This window comes from Azorhizophilus paspali (assembly GCF_043587585.2).
In the GTDB taxonomy this organism is placed as follows: Bacteria; Pseudomonadota; Gammaproteobacteria; order Pseudomonadales; family Pseudomonadaceae; genus Azotobacter; species Azotobacter paspali.
Window position 1 is genome coordinate 231565 of the sequence record NZ_CP171449.1, and the last position, 20325, is coordinate 251889.

Below are 20325 nucleotides of genomic sequence, written 5' to 3' on the forward strand. Positions count from 1 at the left end.
CGACTGGAGCAAACGTTAGGGATAGGGACGGTACCGGTCATTGCAACTGCAAAACCAATTTTTGCAATTGCAAAATGCTGGGTTAGGACTTTGCGGTATTTCTTGCCGTTGCCCTACTAGCGGCGGCTTCTCTGGCTTCAGCCTTGGCTTGGGCTACCTTGTCGGCTTCTTTCGCTACGGCCTTGGCTTCTGCAAATAGCTTGGTCAGCTTGCTGGCGCTGGCGCCCTTCCAATCCGGGTGTAGTGCCTCGATTGCCTCTGCTGCCGAGCCTTGGGTGTAGCGTGTCCGGCTGTTGTCTAACAGCAACTCCAGAAGCCCGGTGATGGCCAGCAGGTGGGGAGGCTTGGCCTCTGCTTCTGCTCGCTCTGCTCGCCGCTCTGCGGCTTCGCGTACTGCTTTCTCTGCTTCATACCTTTCATGCAATACTTCAAGCTTGGCTTGTAGCAGTTCGGCATTTCCAGCCTTATCACTCAGCTCACGTATTATCGACATTGCGTCTTCAAGCTCGACGCGTTTATTGGCCTCCGACTTCTCAAAAAGCTGACATAGATATTTAATTTCTTCATTGTAAAGGCTGATTTGCTTGCGCATCTCTTCCAGCTCGACAGCATGAAACTTGGCTTGCTCTAAGGCTTCTGCTTCTCTGGCTGCTCGCTCCTGGTCTAGTTGCTGGCACAGCTTTACAGCCTCATGCTCCATTTCTCTAATAGTGCTGTGATTTGCTAAAACTCTATCTTTTGCCGCTTCCAGCTCCTTGCGTAGATATTCAATCTCGGTTGAATCTAAATACTGCTCCGCCGTCATATTCATCTTTTCAGCAAGGGATTGTATATCGCTGGCTTTGAATGTTATGAGGCAGTCGCGCATTCCTACAGTGGCGCGCCATTGCGCTAAGCATGCGGTACGGTGTGTTCCCGTATGCGAATGTTTTATGGTGATCACTTCCCCAATCATTTCAAGCTCGACATGTGTTGATGTTCCAGCTTTTTTAAGCTCAGTGGCATTCAGTATTTGCTGAATACCTCTTGGTTCAACTTCATCGAACAGAACTAGCCCTTTTTTATAATCGCAGCTTGTCACAGGAAACTTGCCAGCTGCGCCGTTGCGTAATCCTTTACTTGCTCCGCTCACATCTTCGATACGAGCATATACCGCGCACTTTCCTGCCTCACATAATTGAAATAGTTGGTATTCGGTAACCGGTGTTTCTGTCATGTCTTGCAGCCAATCCACAGCCTGCGCCATGTCCACCCAATCAAGCAGCCGGTAAACTTTCTCCATTCAACGCCCTCCCAGGCGCTCCCACCCTGAATAGGTCGGCCAGCCAGGCGGATGGGAAGTCCGCTTTTCGCCCCGTCGGGCTAGGCTGGCCGGTAACTCGCTTTCTGTATGAATCAACAGTGATGGCGCATTATAGCCTTGCCGGTCGCCTGGGTTGCGCAGCGTTGCGACAGGTTGCGAATATGCCGCGCTGTCAGATCAAACTTTGCGCTTGATCGTCACCACATTGCCGGCATCCTCGCCCCGGTGGGCAAACTCGAAGGGGGTCACGAATTGCTCCCGACAGGCGTCCAAGTAGTCCGCCCACCACTGGCACATAAGCCGGCGCTCTTGAATGTGCTCGGCCTTGTGGATGTAGGCGGCACGCACGCTGTTGCGCTCCTGGTGGCTCATCTGCCGCTCTACCGCGTCACGGCTCCACAGCCCCGACTCCACCAGGGCAGAACAGGCCATAGTCCGGAAGCCATGGCCGCATACCTCTTTCTGTGTGTCGTACCCCATACGGCGCAGGGCCTTGTTCACCGTGTTTTCGCTCATGGGCTTCCAGTGATCGTGATCGCCCGCGAACACCAGATCGAGGCGGCCCGTCAGTTGGCGCACTTCGACCAGCAGCTCCAGCGCCTGCCGGCTCAGGGGGACAAGGTGCGGCGTGGCCATCTTGGCGCCCCGGTGGGAGTAGCGAACGCCTTCGATGGGCTGGCGATCGCCGGGGATCGTCCACAGGGCGCGCTCGAAGTCGATTTCCTCCCAGCGGGCAAAGCGCAGTTCGCTGGAGCGGATGAATACGTGCAAGGTGAGAGTCACGGCGAGGCGAGTCAGCCGGCGACCGCTATCGGCTTCTATGCGCCCCAGAAGCTCGGGCAGGCGCTCCAGGGGCAACGCCGGGCGGTGCTGGACCTTTCCCGTCGCTGTCGCGCCTTGCAGGTCGTTGGCCGGGTTGCTGTCGATGTGTCCGGCCTGTACCGCCATGCGCATGATGCCGGTGACGTGCTGGCGCAGGCGGCTGGCAAGCTCCAAGGTGTCGCGCTTCTCGGCAGCCTTGAGCGGCGCCAGCAGGTCGCGGGCTTTCAGATCGGCCACGGGGCGAGCGCCCAGCGTCGGGAACAGATGAAGCTCCATGCGGCGCAGCACGGTTTCCGCATGGCCGGGCGACCATTTGCGGGAGCAGGTCGCGTGCCATTCCCGCGCCAGCGCCTCGAATGTGTTGGTGCGGGCGTTCGCCGCTTCGATCTTGGCCAGCTTGGCGGCCTCGATGGGGTCTTGCCCGTGGGCCAGCAGCTCCAGGGCTTCGGCGCGTCGGTCGCGGGCGGCTTTCAGGCCAAGCGCCGGATAGTTGCCGAAGGTGGCCAGTCCTTCGCGGCCATCGGTGCGGGTGAACTTCAAGCGCCAGGTTTTCACGCCAGACGGCTTCACCAGCAGGAAAAGCCCTTGCCCGTCGAACAGCTTGTAATCCTTGTCGCGTGGCTTGGCGGCCTCGCACTTGGAGTCTGTGAGCGGGGTAACAGTGCGCGCCATAGGGGTACGTTTCCAAATCGAACCGACGTACCCCTAAGCGTACCCCTAAACCTTGGGGGTATCTAGACGAAGGCGGGAGAACACAGGCACAAAAAAAACCGGCTCTAAGGCCGGTTTCTCTGGGTTTCCGTCGCTTCCGGGTGAACTCGGGAGCAATCGGATTAGTGTTTGTGGTGCCGGCACCAGGAATCGAACCCGGGACCTACTGATTACAAGTCAGTTGCTCTACCTGCTGAGCTATACCGGCGGAGAAGGGTGGCCATTATAGCCTTTTGATTTGCCGAGTAAATGATTGGCTGCGTCTGTGCGGGGTCGATGGGCTTTGCCGTTTCGTTTATTCACATCGGCGGGGCTTGGCAAGTCTCTTGGTCCGTCATATCGTGCGACTTTTGGTCGCTTTTTCAAGTACTTGTTTTTATTGATTTTTTATCTTTAGGTCGAAAAGTGCGCAGCGATCCGGATGGCACTATTGGTGGGCTTTGGGTGGGGTTTTCGGGAAATCATCAACATAGTTATCCACAGGTAATGTGGGTAACCCGTTCGGCCAGCAGCAGGTGGTTACGCGGGGTCAGTCGGGGGGGGCAGAAGCGGCCCAGGCGGACTTCGTAGCCCTGTTCCTCGAGGTAGAGGGCACGGTCGAGTAGCAGCCAGAGTTCCAGAGGGCGGCGGAACAGGGCGCGCGGCAGTTCGAGGTTGCGCACTTCGGCCAGGCGCTGCCAGCCCCGGGCTTCCAGAGCTTGCCAGTCGCGCGTTGTGGGAATGGGGAGATCCTTGAGGGCGGCGAGGTCGCGGCAGTAGTTGGCGAAGTCTTTTTGCAGCCAGGCGACGGGTAACGAGGGGGTCGGCAGGTAGGCGTCGATGCTGCGCAATTCCCGTTGCAGCAGGTCGAAGGCCAGGCGGCGGGCCATCGACTGATCGCGCTGGCGCCGGACCCTGGCGCTGGCGGTGACGGTTTCGCTGAGTGGCAGGCGCAGGTCGTCGCGGGACAGTTGCAGCCGCGAGGCGCGGGCGGCATCGGACAGCGGCCGGTAATCGGCGCTGTCGATACGGTTGTAGCAGCAGGGCGCCACCGCCAGTTGCCGGCAGCCGACGGCGCTGGCCAGTTGCAGCAGGCGCGTGTGAAGTTCGCCACAGGCATGCAGCGCCACCGGGGTGTGGCTGGCGTCGAGCTGGGCGGCGGCATCGTCGGCGAGCACGTCCTGCAGCCGGTGCCGGGCCGTCAGTTCCAGGCGGTCGCTGAGCGCTTGGCCGGATGCGACCAGTTCGGCGTCGTGTTCCAGGCAAGTTAGGGGTGTGCCGTCGTGGGCCAGGGCGCGGCCGAGGTGGCCCTTGCCGGCGCACCAGTCGAGCCAGTGGCTGGGCTGGCTGGCGAACCGTAGGCGACTGGCGAAGTAGCGGATCTGCTGCCACTTACGCCCCGGCACATCGACCGCGAAGCGCTCCGGGGCCGCATCCTCGGCCGTGGCGGGCAACTCACCGGTCTCGCCGAGGGCGAGCGAGGCGGCAGCCAGCATGGCGAAAGGCGCGGGCGCATCCAAGCGTTCTGGATGATTGTGGGCGGCCTCGGCGTCTTCTAGGGAGCGCCGACGCAGCCAGGCGGCCAGTTCGGAGTGCCGTTCTTCCCAGGGTAGTCGCAGCAGGTTGAACGGGCGTGGCCGCCAGAACGCCTGATGTTCGAGCAGGAAGTCGTCGAGAGCGCGGAAGCGCTCGAGCAGTCGCGGGCCGCTGAGGGGAAGGGGAACTGGCATGCTTCGTAGGTGGCTCGGCTGGGGCGGCGGCGATTATAGCGGGAGAATTGCGGCGGGCGGCACGGGAGGCGGGCGGCTTCGTCGCGGGGTGCTTGCTAGAATTCGGCCGGTTTCCCGACAGGTGGGCAGGAGGCGGAGACATGTACCCTTTGGGCTCGCATGAGGCTTCGCCTCGCCGTTCGCAGATCCAAAACGAAGGTGTAAAGTTCCCTGCGGTGACATAAAGATGTAGGTATGTTAGTTGCTAACATCTTCCGCACAGTCATCGCTCTGGCCACGCAGGAGGCCCGCCTTGTCGATCCATGTCGCTTTGCACCATGTCACCCACTATCGTTACGACCGGCAGGTCAACGTAGGGCCGCAAATCGTCCGGCTGCGTCCGGCACCGCATAGCCGCACCCGCATCCTTTCGTATGCGCTGAAGGTGGCGCCGGGCGAGCATTTCATCAACTGGCAGCAGGACCCGCAGGGCAATTACCTGGCACGTCTGGTGTTCCTGGAGAAGACCCGCGAGCTGAAGATCGAGGTCGACCTGGTCGCCGAGATGGCGGTGTTCAATCCCTTCGACTTCTTCCTCGAGCCCTACGCCGAAACCATTCCCTTCGACTACACCGAGGGCGAGCGGCGCGAACTGGCGCCCTACCGGGTGACACTGCCGGCAACGCCGCTGTTCGCCCATTATCTGGCCGGCATTGAACACAAGCCGACCCGCAGCGTCGATTTCTTGGTCGACCTGAACCAGCGCGTGGCGCGCGATGTGCGCTACCTGATCCGCCTGGAGCCCGGCGTGCAGAGTCCCGAGGAGACCCTGGAGAAGGCCTCCGGCTCCTGCCGCGACTCGGCCTGGCTGCTGGTGCAACTGCTGCGCCATCTGGGCTTGGCGGCGCGCTTCGTTTCCGGCTATCTGATCCAGCTCAAGCCCGACGTGAAGTCGCTCGACGGTCCCGGCGGTACCGAGGTGGACTTCACCGACCTACACGCCTGGTGCGAGGTGTACCTGCCGGGCGCCGGCTGGATCGGCCTCGATCCGACTTCCGGGCTGTTCGCCGGCGAGGGGCATATCCCGCTGGCGTGCAGTCCCGAGCCGTCCTCGGCGGCGCCGATCAGCGGGCTGGTCGACGAGTGCGAATGCGAGTTCTCCCACGACATGCGCATCGAGCGCATCTGGGAGGCGCCTCGGGTCACCCGGCCCTACAGCGAGGAGCAGTGGCGGGCGATCCTTGACCTCGGCCACCAGGTCGACGCCGACCTGCTGCGCGGCGACGTGCGCCTGACCATGGGCGGCGAACCGACCTTCATCGCCCTCGACTACCCGGACGATCCCGAGTGGAGCACCGAGGCCATGGGGCCGAATAAGCGCCGCCTGGCCGCCGACCTATTCCATCGCCTGCGCGCGCATTACGCGCCGCAGGGCTTGGCGCACTTCGGCCAGGGCAAGTGGTATCCGGGCGAGCAACTGCCGCGCTGGTCGCTCAACTGCTTCTGGCGCAAGGACGGCGAGCCGGTCTGGCAGGACCCGGCGCTGTATGCCGACGAGACTCGTCACTACGGGGCCGACGCGCAATTGGGCGCGCGCTTTCTCAATATCCTCTGCGGTTATCTCGGGGTTTCCGGCGAGCACTTCTTCCCAGCCTACGAGGACTGGCTGTACTACCTCTGGCGCGAGCGTCGCCTGCCGGAGAACGTCACCCCCGCGGACACGCGGCTGGCCGATCCGCTGGAGCGCGAGCGCCTGCGCCGGGTCTTCCAGCAGGGCCTGGAGCATGCGGTCGGACACGTCCTGCCGCTGATGCGCAGCCTCGATGGCAGCCATTGGCTGACCGGCGCCTGGTTCCTGCGCGACGAATACTGCCGGCTGATCCCCGGCGATTCGCCCCTGGGCTGGCGCCTGCCGCTGGATTCGCTGCCCTGGGCCCGTGACATGGATCAGCCCTACGTGCATGCGCCGGACCCCAACCAGTTCTTCCCGCCGTTGCCGAGCCGTCAGCAGATCCTCCGGCAACTGCGCGGCGCGTCGCCCACCCACCCGGCCGCGAAGGGCGAAGGGTCGGGCTCCGGCGCTTCCCCGCACAGCCCTGGCGCTACGGGCGAAGGCTTGCGCCAGGCGACGGCACCGGCGCCCTTCGAGTCGGCCGCCAACATCGTCCGCACCGCGCTCTGCGTCGAACCGCGCGAAGGCCGTCTATACGTCTTCATGCCGCCGCTGGATCGCTTGGAGGACTATCTGGAGCTGGTCGCGGCCATCGAAACCACGTCCCGCGAGCTGGACTGCCCGGTGCTGCTGGAGGGCTACGAGCCGCCGGCCGACCCGCGCCTGCGGCATTTCCGCGTCACTCCCGATCCGGGCGTGATCGAGGTGAACATCCACCCCGCGGAGAACTGGGACGAACTGGTCGAGCGCACCGAGTACCTCTACGAGGCGGCGCGCCAGTCGCGGCTGACCAGCGAGAAGTTCATGATCGACGGCCGCCACGTCGGCACCGGCGGCGGCAACCACTTCGTCCTCGGCGGCGCGACCCCGGCCGATTCGCCGTTCCTACGCCGGCCGGATCTGTTGCGCAGCCTGATCGGCTACTGGCACAACCACCCGTCGCTGTCCTACCTGTTTTCCGGCCTGTTCATCGGCCCGACCTCGCAGGCTCCGCGGGTGGACGAGGCGCGCAACGACTCGCTCTACGAACTGGAGATCGCCTTCCGGCAGATGCCCGAGCCGGGCGCCGACTGCCCGCCGTGGCTAGTCGACCGCCTGCTGCGCAACCTCTTGGTGGATATCACCGGCAATACCCACCGCGCCGAGTTCTGCATCGATAAGCTGTATTCGCCGGACAGCGCTAGCGGCCGCCTCGGCCTGCTCGAATTCCGCGCCTTCGAGATGCCGCCGCACGCGCAGATGAGTCTGGCCCAGCAGGTGCTGCTGCGCTCCTTGATCGCGCGCTTCTGGGACGAGCCGTACCGGCCGCAGCGCCTGGTGCGCTGGGGTACCGAACTGCACGACCGCTTCATGCTGCCGCACTTCGTCGCCCAGGACTTCCACGACGTGCTCTACGAGATGGACCGGCACGGCTATCCGTTGCGGCCGGAGTGGTTCGCCCCGCATTTCGAGTTCCGCTTCCCGAAACTCGGCGATTTCGCCGTGCAGGGCATGGCGCTGGAGCTGCGTCAGGCGCTGGAACCCTGGCACGTGATGGGCGAGGAAGGCGCCGTCGGCGGCACCGCGCGCTACGTGGACTCTTCCCTGGAGCGCCTGCAGGTGAGCGTGAGCGGCATGGCCCAGGACCGCTACGTGCTGACCTGCAACGGCCAGCCGGTGCCGCTGCGCCCGACCGGCACGGTCGGCGAGTTCGTCGGCGGCGTGCGCTATCGCGCTTGGCAGCCGGCTTCCAGCCTGCACCCGACCATCGGTGTGCACGCGCCGCTGGTGTTCGACCTGGTCGATACCTGGATGCAGCGTTCTGTGGGCGGTTGCCAGTACCATGTCAGCCATCCGGGCGGGCTCAGTTACGAGACCCTACCGGTCAACGCCTACGAAGCGGAGAGCCGCCGTCTGTCGCGCTTCTTCCGTATCGGCCACACACCGGGCAAACTGGTGCCCGCCGAGCCGGTCGAGAACAGGGAGATGCCGATGACCCTGGACCTGCGCCGCTGCTGAGCGTCTTCCCGTCCGGGCGGGACGGCCCGGACGGGACCGATCCGCGCGGATCTCCTTCCCGGCGCCGTCCGCCGGGGAGGAGGCGCTATGCGCAATCCCCTGATTTCGAGTCACCCATGTCCGATCTGTTTGCCAACTATCCGCGCGACGCTACGACCTACCACGAAGTCTTCGACGCCAGCGGCAGGGTTCGTCCGCACTGGCGCGCGATGTTCGATCTGCTGCGCCGCTGTACGCCGGCGCAACTGCGCCAGCGCCAAGCCCTGCTGACCCGGCAGATTCAGGAAAACGGGGTGACCTACAACGTCTACGCCGATCCCGACGGTGCCGACCGGCCCTGGGAGCTGGACCTGCTGCCCAATATCATTCCCGCCGAGGAGTGGCGGCAGCTCGCCGAGGGCGTGGCGCAGCGCGCGACCCTGCTGAACGCGGTGCTGGCCGACATCTACGGTCCGCAGCGGCTGCTCGCCGAGGGCCTGCTGCCCACCGATTTGGTGTTCGGGCACAGCAATTTCCTCTGGCCCTGCCAGGGCATCGAGCCGCCGGGCGGCACCTGGCTGCATGTCTACGCGGTGGACCTGGCACGGGCGCCGGACGGCCGCTGGTGGGTCACCGCCGACCGTACCCAGGCGCCCTCCGGCGCCGGCTACGCTCTGGAGAACCGCCAGTTCGTCTCGCGCGCCTTCCCCGACCTGTACCGCGACCTGCGCGTGCAGTACGTGGCCGGCTACTTCCATACCCTGCGCGAGACCCTGGCGCGCGAGGCGCCGACCGGTGACGAGACCCCGCTGGTGGTGTTGCTGACCCCAGGGCGCTTCAACGAGAGTTACTTCGAGCACCTCTACCTGGCACGCCACCTCGGCTATCCGCTGGTCGAGGGCAGCGACCTGACGGTGCGCGACGCCACCGTCTACCTGAAGACCCTGGGCGGCCTGAAGCGGGTCCACGCCCTGCTGCGCCGCCTCGACGACGACTACTGCGATCCGCTGGAGTTGCGCACCGACTCCGCCCTCGGCGTGCCCGGCCTGCTCGAGGCGGTCCGTGCCGGCCGGGTGCTGGTGGCCAATGCCCTCGGCAGCGGCGTGCTGGAGTCTCCCGGGCTGCCGGGCTTCCTGCCGGCGATCAGCCGCGCGCTGTTCGACGAGGAACTGCTGTTGCCGTCCATCGCCAGTTGGTGGTGCGGCGAGCCGCCGGTGCTGCAGGAAGTGCTGAAGAAGCTGCCGCAACTGCTGATCCGCTCGGCCTACCCGTCGCGCCACTTCAATCCGCTATTCGGACCCGAGCTGGACGCCAGGCAGCGCGCGGCCCTGGCCGAGCGCCTGCGTCAGCGGCCCTACGCTTATGTCGGCTTGGAGCGCCCGCAATTGTCGCGGGCGCCGGTCTGGCAGGGCAAGCACGGCAAGCTGGAGGCGCGGCCGATCGGCATGCGGGTATTCGCCGTGGCCAGCGCCGATGGCTACCGGGTGATGCCCGGTGGCCTGACCCGGGTCGCCGCGCATGCCAATGCCGAGATGCTGTCGATGCAGCGCGGCGGTGCGAGCAAGGACACCTGGGTACTCGGCGGACGCCATGCCGCCAGCGAGCCCTGGCAATGGGTGCGTCCGCTGGGTGTAAGCGATATCGTGCGTAGCGACCCCTACCTGCCGTCGCGGGTGGTGGAGAATCTCTACTGGTTCGGCCGCTACAGCGAACGTTGCGAGGAAGGCGCGCGCCTGTTGCGCATCATGCTGGCCGGCTACGTCGACAACGGCAACGATCCGCAGGCCCAACAGGCCGCGCTGGCCGTGGCCGAGGGCCTCGGCCTACTGCCTCCGCCCACCTGCGACTGCGACCTGGAAAGCCGGCTGCGCCGGGCCGTACTGGGCAAGGACTGGCCGTCCAGCCTGCGCAACAATCTGCACTACCTGCACATGGCCGCGGCCAGTGTGCGTGGCAAGCTGTCCCAGCAGAACTGGCAGGCCCTGCTGGAATTGCAGCGGGCGGCGCAGTGCCTGGAGAACGAACAGGCGGACCTGGGCGAACTGCTCGATTTCCTCGATAGCCAACTGGTGTCCATGGCGGCCCTCGCCGGTTTCGTCCTCGACGACATGACCCGCGACCACGGCTGGCTGTTCCTGTTGATCGGCTGCCGCATCGAGCGCCTGCAGTTCCTCGCCGAGAGCATCGCCGGCTTCCTGCGCGGTCAGGCCGTGCACGACCAGTCGGCGCTGGCCTGGCTGCTCGAACTGGGCAACAGCAGCATCACCTACCGCACCCGCTACCTGGCCACCGCGCAACTGATCCCGGTGCTCGACCTGCTCCTGCTCGACGAGCAGAACCCGCATGCCGTGCTCTACCAGTTGCATGTGCTGCGCAGCTCACTGCGCCGCCTCGGCGAGAGCTTCGGGATGGCTCTGGAGGTGGATCTGCAAGCCCTGCACGACCGCCTGGCCGCCTTCGACCTCGGGCGTCTGGAGTACAACCCCTTCTCCCACCTCGGCAATTCCGCCGCGCCGAACGAGCTGGCCGATCTGCTGTGCGAGGTCGCTGCGGAGGGGGGACGGCTTTCCGACCACCTCGGCCTGCGCTTCTTCGTTCACGTCGACGCCAGCCAACGGACCCAGTCGCGATGACCTCTGCCCATTACCGCATCGTCCACGCCACCCACTATCGCTACGCGGCGCCGGTCTCCCTGGCCAAGCAATTGGCCCACCTGTGGCCGCGCGACTGTCCCTGGCAGCGCTGCCGCAGCCGCGAGCTGCACATCGGCCCGCCGCCGACCTGGCGGATCGACGATCTCGATGCCTTCGGCAACCCGCTGACCCGCCTGGCCTTCGAGTGCCCGCACCACGAGCTGGAGGTACGCGCCCGGCTGCAGGTGGAGGTGCTACCGCGCCCGGCCTTCGAGCTGGACGATTCGCCGGCCTGGGAACGCGTCTGCCTGGACCTGGCCTACAGCGGCCGGCCGCTGGGCGCCGAGCAACTGGAGGCGGCGCGCTTTCGCTTCGACTCGCCCTATGTGCTGCTCGAACAGAACTTCGCCGCCTACGCCGACGACTGCTTCGTCGCCGGGCGGCCGCTGTTGCTGGCGGTGCAGGCGCTGATGGAAAAGATCTTCAAGGAGTTCACCTTCGATGCCTCCGCCACCCAGGTGGCTACACCTCTGGCGCAGGTGCTCGAGGAGCGTCGCGGGGTCTGTCAGGACTTCGCCCACCTGATGCTCGCCTGCCTGCGCTCGCGTGGCTTGGCGGCGCGCTACGTCAGCGGCTACCTGCTGACCACGCCGCCGCCCGGCCAGCCGCGACTGATCGGCGCCGACGCCTCGCATGCCTGGATCTCGGTCTACTGCCCGCGTCAGGGCTGGGTCGACTTCGACCCCACCAACAACATGCGTCCGGCCCTGGAACACATCACCCTGGCTTGGGGCCGAGACTTCGCCGACGTTTCCCCGCTGCGCGGGGTGATTCTCGGCGGCGGCAGCCACGATCCGGAGGTGAGCGTCACCGTCATGCCCCTGGCCGAGGCCGAGCGGCACGCGCTTTGAAGCCGCCACATCCTTCGAACAGGAGTCTTTCATGAAATCCCCGCTATTCTTGTTGCTCACGACCGCCCTGGCGGTGTCCGCGCTACCGGCGCAGGCGCTGGACATTCTCCCCGGCCTCTGGGAGTTCGACTCCAGGGGCGTGGTGGCGGGCGGCAAGCCGCTGCCCGACATGCAGGAGATCCGGGCGCAGATGCAGAAGCTGCCGCCCGAGCAGCGCAAGTCGATGGAGGAGATGCTGGCCCGGCAAGGCGTCGAGATGGGCGACAAAGGGGTACGCGCCTGTCTGAGCGAGGAGCAGGTCAGGGCCCAGGCGTTGCCGTTCCAGAACGACCGCCCCGGCTGCGAGCAGGAAGTGACCGAACGCAGCGACCGGCTCTGGCGGTTCCGCTTCCACTGCCCGGACTCCCAAGGCGAGGGCGAGACCCGCTTCGTCAGCGAGCGCGAGTTCACCACGGTGGTGAACATTGTCGCCACCGGCAAGGGCGTCACCCACATGGAATCCCATGCCCGCTGGGTGGACGGCGATTGCGGCGGGCTCAAGCCCGGCCAGGGGAAACGCTAAGGTCTGTTGCCGTTTCGCCGCGACCGCGCCGGAGCCGGTTTTTGCGCGGGGTTAGGCACGAGACGCGAAGTCCGGTCGTTTAGATGAGCCGTCGAGTAACGACACACCGCGCAAAAACCGGCCCGGCCCTTCGGGTTGCGCGGGAAATGGCTGCCGCTGTCGTTGCAGGGCTTGGCAAGGGAATGACCATTGCCTGCGTCCTGCGCAATCTCCAGGGACGGAGTGAATGCCGCAAGCCCGCCGGGAGCGGGGGAGCCATTTCTCGCGGCAACGCGGCTTGCGCCGAAACGGCAACAGACCCTAGCCAGCCGGGGCGAAAGGCGCCACCCCGGATACCACGAGGGGGCCGGAGAAATGGATGCTCTGCCGACCGCGACGGCCGCCGCCGTTCTCGACCGCGACGGCCCGCAGGCCCTGATCGAAGCCCTCGCCGCCCGCGGCTTTCGGATGTGCGGACCAGTCGTGCGCGACGCGGCGATCGTCTACGACGAGATCTTTGGGGTGGCTTACCGGCCGGCTGGACCGACCGCCAGGCGCTCGGCCAGTACCGCCTGGAGCGGCGTGCCGACCAGGCGCTGTTCGGCTTCGCCGCCGCGCCGCAGGCCTGGAAGCGCTTCCTGCCGATCCTGGTTGAGCGGGCAGGCCACTGGCCTGCAACTGCTCGATGTCCATGGAAAGCGTTGAGAGGGTTGCGCCAGATCCTTTCCTGCCGCAGCCCTACCGGGTCGAGCGGCGTCGCCGCGAGCTGGTCGGCATGGTAACCCTGGAACTCGCTCCGCTGGTCGGCGCCCGTGCGGACTTCGCGCCCGGCCAGTTCAACATGTTCTACGTATTCGGCGTCGGCGAGGTGGCCGTCAGCCTGAGCGGCGATGCCGAGCGCGGCACGGCCTTCGGGCACACGGTGCGCAACGTCGGCGCGGTCAGCGGCGCGCTGACCCGGCAGGAAGTCGGTGTGAGCGTCGGCGTACGCGGCCCGTTCGGCCGCGTGGCACCCTCTGGCACCGTTACGAGTTGTCCGCCGACGATTCCGTCGAGGCCGCGCGCATCGTCCCGCCCACCGCGCAGAACCAGCCGAGCATCGAGGCGGACTTGGAGGCGGTCGCCACGTCGCTGCTCGACCAGCCGGAGGAGGTCATCCGTCGGCGCTGCGAGCTGAGCATCAACAACCACGACCCCTGCATTTCCTACGCGATCCATTTTCTCAAGCTGTCCGTGCACCGTGCATGCATGCCCGGATAGTGCTGCTCGCGTTGGGCAACCCGGAGCGCGGCGACGTCGCCGCCGGCCCGGCGGTCGCCGCCCGATTGCGTGGCTGGCCGCCGGCGGGCGTCGCGTTGCGGCTGTGCGATGGCGACCTGCTGGGGCAGATCGAGACGTGGCGCGATCTGGAGGTGCTGGTCTGCGTCGATGCCGCGGCGCCGCAGGGCGAGCCGGAGCGCATCCGTCGTCTCGATCCGGGCGCGGACGGTCTGCTTCGGGATACGTCGCTCACTTCCAGCCATGGCCTCGGCCTGACCGAGGCGCTTGCACTGGCCCGCACCCTTGGCCTAGCGCCGCCGCGGCTGGTCGTCTATGCGCTGAGGGCAGCCGCTTCACGCTCGGCGCGCCCTTGAGCGGCGCGGTCGCCGGGACTCGCCACGAACTCGTCCGCCTGGCGGCAACAGTGCCGGCGCGTTCCTGGGGGCGCCGGGCGGCCGGTCACTTGCGACGGAAATTCATGGCATCCGGCCATATTTCAGTTTGACGAAGTTTTCACCGCCGCTGCGGCATAGTCCTCGCCAAGGCCGGGCGAGCCCGGCATCCGCACGCAGCGATCGAGGAACTTCATGGCGACAACGAAATCCGCACCCGCCGGGCGCGGCGGCATCGATTGGGCCGGGCTGGGCTGGATGTTCCTGTTCTTCTGGTATTTCTCCGGGGTGACCCAGGCGCTGATCTGGGCCTCGGGCGTCGCCGGCTCCACCGGTTCCCGCCAGGCCCTGCTGGCCAGTGTCCTGTGGCTGATTCCGCCATTGCTGTTTCCCGGCCGCACCCGGCTGCTGGCGGGCGTGATCGGCGCTCTGCTCTGGTTGTGCTCGCTGGCCGGCTTCGCCTATTTTTTGGTGTACGGCCAGGAGTTCTCGCAGAGCGTCATTTTCATCATGTTCGAGTCGAACGTGAACGAGGCGACCGAGTATCTGGGGCACTACTTCTCCTGGCGCATCGTGCTGGCCGTCGTCGCCTACGGCCTGGGTGGCTGGCTGCTGTGGCGCAAGGTGCGTCCGGTGTACCTGCCGCGCCGGGCGGCGCTGCTCGCTAGCCTGCTGCTGTTCACCACCTCGGTCGGCTACCAAGGCATGCACCAGCTCCTCAAGCACGAAGAGTTCCAGGTGGCGCTGGACGACTTCGAGAAGCGCATCGAGGCGGCCTCGCCCTGGCAACTGGTGATCGGCTACCGCCATTACCTGCAGCAACTGGCCAACATGGAAGCCCTCCTAGCCAACAGCGAACGGATTTTGCCGCTGAAGAATTTGGCCGACGCCCACGCCGGGCAGCCCGCGACCTTGGTGCTGGTCATCGGCGAGTCGACCAACCGCCAACGCCTGAGCCTCTACGGCTATCCGCGGCCGACCACGCCCAACCTCGACCGGTTGCGCGACGAACTGCAGGTGTTCGACAACGTGGTCACCCCGCGTCCCTACACCATCGAGGCGCTGCAGCAGGTGCTGACCTTCGCCGACCAGGAGCATCCGGATCTATACCTGACCACGCCGTCGCTGGTCAGCGTGATGAAACAGGCCGGCTACAAGACCTACTGGATCACCAACCAGCAGACCATCACCAAGCGCAACACCATGCTCACCACCTTCTCCGAGCAGGCGGACGAGCAGTTTTACCTGAACAACAACCGCGACCAGAACGCCCGCCAGTACGACGGCGGCGTACTCGAACCGTTTTCCAGGGTGCTGGCCGATGACGCGCCGCGCAAGTTCGTGGTGGTACACCTGCTGGGCACCCACATGCGTTACCAGTACCGCTATCCGCAGGAGTTCGAGCGCTTCACCGACCGCACCGGCGTGCCGGACAGCGTCACCGACGACCAGTTGCCGACCTACAACAGCTACGACAATGCCGTGCTGTACAACGACCACGTGGTGTCCTCGCTGATCGAGCGCTTCCGCGCCACCGACCCCAACGGCTTTCTGCTGTACTTGGCCGACCACGGCGAGGCGGTGTTCGACGCACCCGACCCCGAGGTGCTGGGCCGCAACGAAGGTGCGCCGACCAGCCCGATGTACACCGTGCCCTTCATCGTCTGGAACTCGCCGAAGTGGCAGGCGCAGCAACCGCGCGACTTCGCCACCGCGCTGCACCGCCCCTACAGCACTTCGCACTTCATCCACACCTGGGCGGACCTGGCCGGCCTGCGCTTCGACGGGTTCGAGCCGGACAAGAGCCTGGTGAGCGCCGACTTCAAGCGGCGCCCCCTGCTAATCGGCAATCCGCAGCAGCCGAAGAACCTGATCGACTTCAGCCTGATCAAGCCGAAGAGGTCCGCCGATCCGGGCAACAAATTCGTCCAGCGGGAGCGCGAGGGCAAGGAGCGGCCGCTGTAGATTCTGCCGACCGTCCGCCTCCGTCCGAGCGGACGCTTCGGTCGCCGCCGGGTTCGCCCGGCTTTTGCGCGTTCGCGCCCGGCTGGCGCGCGCCTCAGATGTCCTTCACGGGAAGGACCGGGAACCCGGACTCCCGCGAGGCGGCCGCCGGTTCGCGCCACCAGGGTTCCGGCGTTTCGAGCCGGGCCGGCTCGATTGGTTCGCCCAGGCGAGGCATCAGCAGCCCCTCCGGCGCGTTCGCCAGCAGCACGTCCGCCGGCTGGGCCCAGGGGTGCATCGCCAGGTTGAAGGTGCCCCAGTGCACCGGCAGGAAACGTCCGCTGCCCAGTTGCGCCCAAGCCCGCAGGGCGTTGTCCGGCCCCAGGTGCACGTTTCCCCAGGACGGATGGAAAGCGCCGACCTCGATCATCACCAGATCGAAGGGACCGAGTCGCCGGCCGATCTCGGCGAAGGCCGGCGAGAGCCCGGTATCGCCGCTGAAGAACACGGCATGGCGTTCGCCGCGCAAGGCGAACGACGACCAGAGCGTCGCGTTGCGATCGCGCAGTCCGCGTCCCGAGAAGTGATGCGACGGCGCGGCGCTGATCGTCAGGCCGCCCGGCAGCACGGTATGTTCCCACCAGTCGAGTTCGACGATGCGCCCGGCCGGTACGCCCCAGGCTTCCAGGTGTACTCCGACGCCGAGCGAGGTGACGAAGGGCACCCGCCGCGCGGCCAGCGCCCGGATGCTGGGATAGTCCAGATGGTCGTAGTGGTCGTGCGAGATCAGCACCGCGTCGAGCGGTGGCAAAGCGTCGATGTCGACCGGCACCGGCTGGAAGCGCCTGGGGCCGGCGAACGGTAACGGCGAGGCGCGCATTCCCCACACCGGATCGGTCAGGATTCGCTGGCCGTCGATTTCCAGCAATACGGTCGAATGGCCGAGCCAGGTGGCCCGCAGCCCGGTTTCGACCGGCCGTCTCCAGATGGCGCGCGGGTCGCAGGCGGGGAGTGGGCGTTCCGGCGTGCGGCCTTCGCCGCGAAACAGGAGGTCGACCAGCGTCGGCCGATCCGCGGGCTCGCGCCCTGTGCTGGATGGGTAGGTGTTCACGAAACCGCCATCGGCATACTGTCTGGATGCCTGCATGCGTTCGAGTCTGAGCCCATCGGCACGTCGAGCGAAGAAAGCCATGTTCCGTCTCCTCCTGTCGGTTCGCCGGTCTCGCGAGGCGCGAGCCGATGAGGCCGGCGTCGGCGAGGATGCCGCCGCCATGCGAGGCTGTCGCGCCGTAAGGGGACGATGCCCGGCGGCCGCCTTTTTCCGGCGCACGCGAAAACGGCGAGGTGATCAACCTCGCCGTTTCGCGTCGTTCAACCGCATCCCTGATTCCTCGTCCTGAGGAGGTCGCTATCCCGCGACTTTCCCTAGCCGCCATCCCTGGTCGGCCTGCGTCGTTCCTTCGACATCTCGGTAGAAGCAAATCTACTCCGGTAGCCGTTCCGGGCATATCGGGAGAATGCCCGTTCTACTGTAGGCGATGGCTTACAGCGGGTAGCCGCCCGTCGTTTGCAGCCGTTGGCCGCCACATGCGCGATTCGGCGTTCAGATCATCATCAGCGCGCCGCCGGCGGCGATGAGCGCGCCGACACCGCGGGTCAGCAGGGGCAGGCGGCGCTGGACGGTAGTGGCGAGCAGGCCGCCACCCAGGTGCAAGGCCAGGCTGGCGGCGAGGAAGCCAGCGGCGAAGGCCGCCGGATCGCCGCTGGCCTCGGCACCGTGGGCGTGGCCATGGAACAGGGCGAAGAGCGCGGCCAGGGCCAGCGCGGCGGCGGCCGGCAGGCGTGCGGTGGCGGCGATCAGCAGGCCAAGCAGCAGCACCGAGAGGGCGATACCGGTTTCCACCAGCGGCAGCTCGATGCTGTTGGCGCCGAGCAGGAAACCGACGAGCAGGGCGGCGAGGAAGGCGGCCGGCACGGCGAATTTCAGCGTACGCGGCTGCAAGGCGGCCCAGATGCCGATGGCCAGCATCGCCAGCAGGTGGTCGGCGCCGCCGAAGGGATGCAGCAGGCCGGCGACCAGGCCGTTCTCCTGGTGTCCGGGATGGGCGAAGGCGGCTGCCGGCAGGAGGGGCAGGACGAGCAGGGGCAGGAGGTGGCGTTTCTTCATGTCGATGGTTCCTAGATCGGTTCCGACAGGCTCAGTCCCGTCCGTTGATGGGGCGCTTCGGACCCTGGAGGTTGGCATGGGAGTGGTGGTGTACGGCCCCTGGCCCGTGCGGTGCCAGATGGACATGGAGGTGAGTATGCACCGTGCCGTCGGCATGGATGTGTTCGTGCTCGTGCTCGATGAGCTGTCCCGGCACGGCATGGACATGGCCGATGGACGGGGATGCGCTGCCGCAGTTGCAGTTCTCGCACATGGTCGTTCGCTCCTCTTATCTATGTGCTATGCCGGCTCGCCAGATCGGGCCAGCCGCTCGATGGCCTCGGCGATGGCGGCGACTTGCCGGGCCAGTTCGGGCGACAACTCGTACAGCGGCGCGCCGGAGCGGTCGGCGATCATGGCCGCCGGCGACATCTCCAGGCAGCCGGCCAGTGGCAGGCTGCCAGCCGTGCCTTCGAAGAACGCCCGGTCTTCGGCGCCGGCCGCCTTGTTGCCGATCAGCAGCAGCCTGTCGATGCCGATGTCGCGGGCCAGCACCTGCACTTGGCGCACGGTGCGCATGCTGCGGTTGGTCGGTTCGGCCACCGCCAGCATGACGTCGACGGCCTCGGCGGTACCGCGGCCGAGGTGCTCGACGCCGGCATAGAGGTCGAGCAGGACCACCTCGTCGCGCTCCAGCAGCACGTGCCTGACCAGTTGCTTGAGCAGGGTGCTGGCCGGGCAGATGCAACCCGAGCCGCCCTTCTGCACAGCGCCCAGCAGCAGCAGGCGGATGTCGCCGAGCTTTGCGGAGAAGCGTTCGGGGATGTCCGCGACCCTGGGGTTGAGCTTGAACATCCCGCCGCTGCCACCGCGCGGATCGCTGCCGGTGCGCTCGGCGATCAGCTCGGCCATTTCCGAGATCGGCAGCAGGTCCATCAGCACCGAGTCGGCGAAACCCAGCGCCGGTCCTAGGCAGGGCGAGGGGTCGGCGTCGATGGCCAGGACGCGGCGGCCTTGGCGGGCGTAATGGTGCGCGAGTAAGGCGGTCAGCGTCGTCTTGCCGACGCCGCCCTTGCCGCTGATGGCGATTTTCAGGCCCATTTGACAGCCCTCAGAGGTTCCATGGTGTGGATATAGCCGAAGCCGGGATGGACCAGATGCGTACCGAAGCGCTCGACGGCGGTGCCTTTCTTCATCATCTCGTGCAGCACGCCGGCGCCGTTGATCTCGCCGATCAACTGACCGCCAGCCACCCGGCCCGACTCGAGCAGGACCTTGCGCACCGCACCCGCGCCGTCCTGCCAGCGCAGGCAGGTTTCGCCCGTCTGCACGCCGAACGAGGCGATCGGCATGTCGAAGACGCGCACGACGTTGACCGCTTCCAGTCCCGGATGGCGTCTGTCGATGCCCAGCATGTTGTAGGCCGCGATCCGCCCGCTGGAAACCGCATTCGGCCAGTTGGGCGCGACCCGGTTTTTTTCCGGCGCGTCCGGGCGCTCGATGACGTCGCCAGCGGCGAAGATATGCTCGACGTTGGTGCGCATCCACGCATCGACCAGAATGCCCCGCTCGCTGGCGATGCCGCTGCCTTCGAGGATCGACAGGTCGGCGCGTACCCCGGCGGCGCAGACGAGCAGTTCGCAGGGGATCTCGTCGCCGTCGGCGATCACCGCGCGCACGCCGTCCGCGCCTTCGAGGATGCGCTCGACGGCGCAGCCGGTACGCACCCGTACGCCGTGCTCGACCAGCCGCCGCTCGACGAGGGCGGCCATTTCGCTGTCCAGCATGGCCGGCAGCACATGCTCGCGGGCCTCCAGCAGGGTCACTTCGAGCCCTCGGCGGACCAGCGCCTGTGTGGCCTCCAAGCCGATGAAGCCGGAGCCGACGACCACCGCGCGGCGGGCGAACGCGAGCCGCCGCAGGATAGCCTCGGCATCGTCCAGGGTTTTCAGTTCGAACACTCCCCTGGCACCGGCCAGACCGGGGATCGGCGGGACGAAGGCCCGCGAGCCGGAGGCGATCAGCAGGCGGTCGTAGGCGACCGCCTCGTCCCCGCTCCAGACCCGGCGGGCCGATGGCTCGATCCGTCGCACCGGGCTGCCGTAGCGGATGTTGATGGCGTTGCGGGCGTAGAAATCCGCATCGCGCAGGAATAGCCGTTCCCGGCAGACGCTGCCTTCCACGTACTCGGCCAGCGGGCAGGGCGAATAGAAGGGCACCTTCTCCTGGGAGAGCATGACGATTTCGCAGCCCTGGTCTTGGGCTCGGAGGGTCTCGGCGGCGGAGATCGCCGCCGGTCCGTTGCCGATGATGACGATCTTCATG

16 protein-coding genes and 1 tRNA gene are annotated in these 20325 nt (G+C 66.4%); 8 read left to right on the plus strand and 9 right to left on the minus strand.

What is annotated here, in order from left to right:
• Positions 1-82: 82 nt before the first annotated feature.
• The 4 genes from ACGI6K_RS01280 to ACGI6K_RS01295 all read right to left on the minus strand — a co-directional run bounded on the left by ACGI6K_RS01280 (position 83) and on the right by ACGI6K_RS01295 (position 4545).
• A complete protein-coding gene (locus ACGI6K_RS01280; protein ID WP_376943213.1) occupies positions 83-1282 on the minus strand; it encodes a hypothetical protein in 1200 nt (399 codons plus the stop codon).
• 198 nt (positions 1283-1480) lie between these two features.
• Entirely contained in the window at positions 1481-2797 is a 1317-nt protein-coding gene (locus ACGI6K_RS01285; RefSeq protein ID WP_376943211.1) for a tyrosine-type recombinase/integrase, read from the minus strand.
• A gap of 171 nt (positions 2798-2968) precedes the next feature.
• Positions 2969-3044, minus strand: a tRNA-Thr gene (locus ACGI6K_RS01290).
• Positions 3045-3309: 265 nt separating this feature from the next.
• The gene (locus ACGI6K_RS01295) at positions 3310-4545 is read right to left on the minus strand and encodes a methyltransferase (RefSeq protein ID WP_376943123.1); all 1236 of its coding nucleotides are present in this window, start codon (positions 4543-4545) and stop codon (positions 3310-3312) included.
• 292 nt (positions 4546-4837) lie between these two features.
• Between ACGI6K_RS01295 and ACGI6K_RS01300 the strand changes: the two genes are divergently transcribed.
• From ACGI6K_RS01300 to cptA, 8 genes are all read left to right on the plus strand, one after another.
• Positions 4838-8194: a DUF2126 domain-containing protein gene (locus tag ACGI6K_RS01300; protein ID WP_394543301.1), complete on the plus strand. Its 3357-nt coding sequence runs from the start codon at positions 4838-4840 to the stop codon at positions 8192-8194.
• A 116-nt stretch (positions 8195-8310) separates the two neighbouring features.
• Positions 8311-10806 carry a circularly permuted type 2 ATP-grasp protein gene (locus tag ACGI6K_RS01305; protein WP_376943119.1) on the plus strand — a complete coding sequence of 832 codons (2496 nt, stop codon included), beginning with the start codon at positions 8311-8313 and terminating at the stop codon, positions 10804-10806.
• Positions 10803-11717 (plus strand): transglutaminase family protein, encoded by a 915-nt coding sequence (locus ACGI6K_RS01310; RefSeq protein ID WP_376943117.1) that lies wholly within the window; start codon positions 10803-10805, stop codon positions 11715-11717. Before ACGI6K_RS01305 ends, ACGI6K_RS01310 begins: the two co-directional genes overlap by 4 nt.
• Positions 11718-11748: 31 nt before the next feature.
• A complete protein-coding gene (locus ACGI6K_RS01315; protein WP_376943115.1) occupies positions 11749-12279 on the plus strand; it encodes a DUF3617 domain-containing protein in 531 nt (176 codons plus the stop codon).
• Between the two features lie 354 nt (positions 12280-12633).
• A complete protein-coding gene (locus ACGI6K_RS01320) occupies positions 12634-12963 on the plus strand; it encodes a hypothetical protein (protein ID WP_376943113.1) in 330 nt (109 codons plus the stop codon).
• A 327-nt stretch (positions 12964-13290) separates the two neighbouring features.
• A complete protein-coding gene (locus ACGI6K_RS01325) occupies positions 13291-13518 on the plus strand; it encodes a hypothetical protein (protein WP_376943111.1) in 228 nt (75 codons plus the stop codon).
• The gene (locus tag ACGI6K_RS01330; protein WP_376943109.1) at positions 13503-13892 is read left to right on the plus strand and encodes a hydrogenase maturation protease; all 390 of its coding nucleotides are present in this window, start codon (positions 13503-13505) and stop codon (positions 13890-13892) included. The genes ACGI6K_RS01325 and ACGI6K_RS01330 overlap by 16 nt, the downstream gene beginning before the upstream one ends.
• Positions 13893-14105: 213 nt before the next feature.
• Positions 14106-15875: a phosphoethanolamine transferase CptA gene (gene cptA, locus ACGI6K_RS01335; protein ID WP_376943107.1), complete on the plus strand. Its 1770-nt coding sequence runs from the start codon at positions 14106-14108 to the stop codon at positions 15873-15875.
• A 94-nt stretch (positions 15876-15969) separates the two neighbouring features.
• Here cptA and ACGI6K_RS01340 read toward each other — a convergent pair whose 3' ends face one another.
• The 5 genes from ACGI6K_RS01340 to ACGI6K_RS01360 all read right to left on the minus strand — a co-directional run bounded on the left by ACGI6K_RS01340 (position 15970) and on the right by ACGI6K_RS01360 (position 20324).
• Positions 15970-17046, minus strand: a complete 1077-nt coding sequence (locus tag ACGI6K_RS01340; protein WP_376943105.1) for an MBL fold metallo-hydrolase — start codon at positions 17044-17046, stop codon at positions 15970-15972.
• A gap of 411 nt (positions 17047-17457) precedes the next feature.
• Positions 17458-18021, minus strand: coding sequence for a HupE/UreJ family protein (locus ACGI6K_RS01345; RefSeq protein ID WP_376943103.1), 564 nt, complete (start codon positions 18019-18021; stop codon positions 17458-17460).
• Between the two features lie 31 nt (positions 18022-18052).
• Positions 18053-18274 carry a carbon monoxide dehydrogenase gene (locus ACGI6K_RS01350; protein WP_376943101.1) on the minus strand — a complete coding sequence of 74 codons (222 nt, stop codon included), beginning with the start codon at positions 18272-18274 and terminating at the stop codon, positions 18053-18055.
• 26 nt (positions 18275-18300) lie between these two features.
• Positions 18301-19101 (minus strand): AAA family ATPase, encoded by an 801-nt coding sequence (locus ACGI6K_RS01355; RefSeq protein ID WP_376943099.1) that lies wholly within the window; start codon positions 19099-19101, stop codon positions 18301-18303.
• Positions 19092-20324 carry an NAD(P)/FAD-dependent oxidoreductase gene (locus tag ACGI6K_RS01360; protein ID WP_376943097.1) on the minus strand — a complete coding sequence of 411 codons (1233 nt, stop codon included), beginning with the start codon at positions 20322-20324 and terminating at the stop codon, positions 19092-19094. The genes ACGI6K_RS01355 and ACGI6K_RS01360 overlap by 10 nt, the downstream gene beginning before the upstream one ends.
• Position 20325 lies beyond the last annotated feature (1 nt).